The 3,824-nt window shown below is 69.6% G+C and carries 1 protein-coding gene; it reads right to left on the reverse strand.

Going from position 1 to position 3,824, the window contains the following annotated elements; genetic code table 11:
• Positions 1–3,466 (reverse strand): SDR family NAD(P)-dependent oxidoreductase (locus tag DPM19_RS35585; protein WP_325050323.1); only part of this gene is annotated, 3,466 nt, incomplete at its 3' end.
• Positions 3,467–3,824: the final 358 nt, after the last annotated feature.

Raw genomic sequence — 3,824 nt, forward strand, 5'->3', positions numbered from 1 at the left:
GTGCGGGTTGGCCGTGGTGGTGGCGGTGGTGGGCGAGGGTGTCTTGGAAGGTGTTGGCGGCGGCGTAGTTGGCTTGTCCGGGGGTGCCGAGGGTGGCGGTGAGGGAGGAGTAGAGGACGAATGCGGCGAGGTCGTGGTGGTGGGTGTGGTGGTGCAGGTTCCAGGTGCCGTCGACTTTGGGTGCGAGCACGGTGTGGAGTTGGTGGGGGGTGAGGGTGTGGAGGGCGGCGTCATCCAGGACCCCGGCGGTGTGGATGACGGCGGTGAGCGGGTGTTGGTCGGGGATGGCTGCGATGAGGTTGGCGACTTGGTCGGGGTCGGTGATGTCGCAGGCGGTGATGGTGACGTGTGCCCCTAGGGCGGTGAGTTCCTCGCGTAGGGCGTCGGCGTTTGGGGCGGTGGGTCCTTGGCGGCTGGCTAGGAGGAAGTGGCGGGTGTGGTGGTGGGTGGTGAGGTGGTGGGCGGTGAGTGCGGCCAGGGTGCCGGTGCCGCCGGTGATCAGGACGGTCCCGTCGGGGTTCCAGGGGGTGGGGAGGGTGAGGACGTGTTTGCCGATGTGGCGGCCTTGTTGCAGGTTGCGGAACACCTGCCGGGCGTGCGCGATGGGGCGGGGGGTGATCGGCGGCAACGCCAACTCCCCGGCGGCGAACAGGGCGGTGAGTGCGGTGAGCATGTGCTGGATCTGCTCGACCGGGAGGGCGTTGAGGTCGAATGCCTCGTAGTGCACGCCGGGGTGGGTGGCGGCGATCTGGTCGGGGTCACGGGGGTCGGTTTTGCCCATCTCGATGAACCGGCCCCCGCGCGGGAGCAGGCGTAGGGAGGCGTCGGTGAACTCCCCGGCCAACGCGTTCAGCACCACATCCATCCCCACACCGCTGCCGGCACCACCACCGCTGACATCGCCGCTACCGGCGCCATTGCCGGAGCCGACACCGCTGCCGCTGCTGCTGGCACCGCCGCTGTCGGCGTGATCACCGCTGTTACTTTCGTGATCACCGCTGCCGCCGGCACCACTGCCGCTGCCAGCACCATTGCTGGTGCTGGCACCGCTGGCGCCACTGGCATGGCCGGTGGTGGTGTCGCCTCTGGTGCCGTGATCACCACTGCTGGTGCTGGCGTCGTTGGTGCTTTCTGTGCCGGTGCCGCTGGCATTGCCGCTGCCGTTACGGGTGCCGTTGGTGGTGGCTGTGAGGAATTGGTGTTCGAAGTCGAGGGTGCGGGAGTTGGCTAGGTGGTCGGCATCGAACCCGGCTTCCTGCAAGACCGCCCATTTGGTGGGGTGGGCGGTGCCGAACACCTCAGCACCCAGATGGCGGCCCAACGTGGCGGCGGCCCACCCGACACCACCGGCGGCGGCGTGCACCAGCAGCCGGGTACCGGGCCCGACCCGACCCAAGGTCACCAGGGCGTGGTAGGCGGTGAGGTAGGTGATGGGGACTGCGGCGGCTTGGGTGAAGGACCAGCCGTCGGGGATGGGGGTGAGGGTGCGGTGGTCGGTGATGGTGACCGGGCCGAACGCCCCGGGCATCAACCCCATCACCCGATCCCCGACCGCCAACCCTGAAACGCCGGGCCCGACCTCCAACACCACCCCGGCGCCCTCACTACCGATCGTGGCCGCACCCGGGTACACCCCCAACGTGATCAGCACATCGCGGAAGTTCACCCCCGCCGCACGCACCCCCACCCGCACCTGACCGGCACCCAGCACCTGACCGGCACCCACACCCCCACCACCACACCCACCCGCACCCAGGTCCAGGTCCAGGTCCGGGTCCAGGTCCGGGTCCAGGTCCGGGTCCGGGTCCAGGTCCGCACCATCCTCAAGACCCCCACCCTCACCCAGACCCGCACCTGGGTCCGCACCACTTTCAGGACCACCCTGAAGGCCCGCAGCGGGCACCGCGACCAGGCCATCGATCGACCCCGGCACCGGCACACCCAGACACCACCCCTGCCCGGCGGGCAAAGCCAGGGTGTCACCGTTGTCCGCGTCGGCCAGCCGGGCCAGCCGCGGCGTGTACAGCTCACCGTTCCGCAATGCGAGTTGAGAGTGCCCACCAGCCACCGCTGCCACCAAGCCGTCGGCCACACCGGTGCCCGTCGGGTCCGCGGGGCAGTCGAACAAGACGATGCGGTCGGGGTGCTCGTTCTGCGCGCTGCGGATCAGACCCCACACCGTGGCAGCAGCCAGATCCGCCACGTCCTCACCCGGACGAACGGCCACCGCCGAACGGGTCACCACCACCAACCGACCCGCACCATGACGCTCATCAGCCAACCAATCCTGCACCAGCGCCAACACGGCCTCCGCCACCGCATGCACCTCGTCCACCACATCGCCGGACGAGGAGGCGAACGAGGCGACGATCACCTCGGGTACGGTGACGCCGCCGTTGATGGCCGTGTCCAGTGCGTTCAGGTCCGGATGGCTGACGACCGGGACTCCCGCATCGCCGAGGCTCGAGGCCAGCGTGAATTCATCGGTGCCGATCACTGCCCATCCGCCGGTGTCCGGGCGGGCGGCGGGAGCCGATGGGACGGTGCTCCATTCCTGTAGGAACAGGCGATCGGCACCGTCGTCCGGCTTGGCGACGGCCCACTGTCCGGGAGCGGTCGGCCGCATCGTCAGCGCCTCGACCGAGACCACCGGCGCACCGGCCAGATCGGCCACGACCACGGCCACGTTCCGGCTGCCCTGGTCCGCCTGGCCCGGGGTGAGCCGGACCCGCACCGCTGTCGCGCCCATGGCGTGCAGCCGTACCCCCTCCCAGGCGAATGGGAGCCAGACTGTCGAAGGGTCGGCATCACCGCCGGGGCCACTCAGGGCGAGCAGGTGCAAGGCGGCGTCCAGCAATGCGGGGTGGATGCCGAAGTGCTCGGTGTCGGTCTGCTGGTCGGGCAGGTGGACCTCGGCGTACAGGTGGTCGTCGTCCTGCCAGGCGGCGTGCAGGCCCTGGAAGGCCGGGCCGTAGTGGTAGCCGCGTTCGGCCAGTCGCGGGTACGCCTCGGCCAGGTCGATCGCCTTCGCCTCGGCGGGCGGCCACACCGACAGATCGGTTGTTGGCATATCCGGAACGGTGGTGAGGGCGCCGGTGGCGTGCACTGTCCAGCCCGCGTCGCCCGGGTCGGCGTCGGCGGGGCGGGATCGGATGGTGATGGTGCGGGTGTCCGGCCGGTCGCTGTCTGCGGGTGCGCCGACGGTGAGTTGTACCTGGACGGCGCCGTGCTCGGGCAGCAGCAGCGGTTGCTGGAGGACGAGTTCGTGGAGGTGTCCGCAGGCGGCTCGGTCGCCGGCGTGGATGGCCAGCTCCACCAATGCAGCTCCTGGGACCACCACGGTCTCCGCCACGGCATGATCGGCCAGCCAAGGGTGGGCGGCCAATGACAGACGGCCGGTGAACAGGTAACCCCCGTCGGCGAGTTCGGTGACCGCGCCCAGCAACGGATGATCGGCCGCGCTCATACCCAGACTGTCCGCGTCCCCGGCCTCCGCCGACGCCTCCAACCAGTAGCGCTGTCGTTGGAAGGGGTAGGTGGGTAGCGGTAGGGGTTGTGCTGGGGTGGGGAACAAGGTGGTCCAGTTGATGGGGGTGTTGTGGGTGTGGGCGGTGGCGAGTGCGGTGAGGAGGGTGGTTGTTGTGGGGTGGTTGCGGCGGAGTGTGCCGATGGCGGTGGGTTGTCTGCCGGTGTGGGGGGTGTGGGTGTGGATGGTGTCGTTGATGGGTGTGGTGAGGATGGGGTGGGGGCTGGTTTCGATGAAGAGGTGGTGGTGGTGGTTGAGGAGGGTTTGGGTGGTGTGGTGGAAGTGGACGGGGTGTCGG

Origin of the sequence: Actinomadura craniellae (genome assembly GCF_003289645.1) — a bacterium.
Lineage (GTDB): Bacteria > Actinomycetota > Actinomycetes > Streptosporangiales > Streptosporangiaceae > Actinomadura_D > Actinomadura_D craniellae.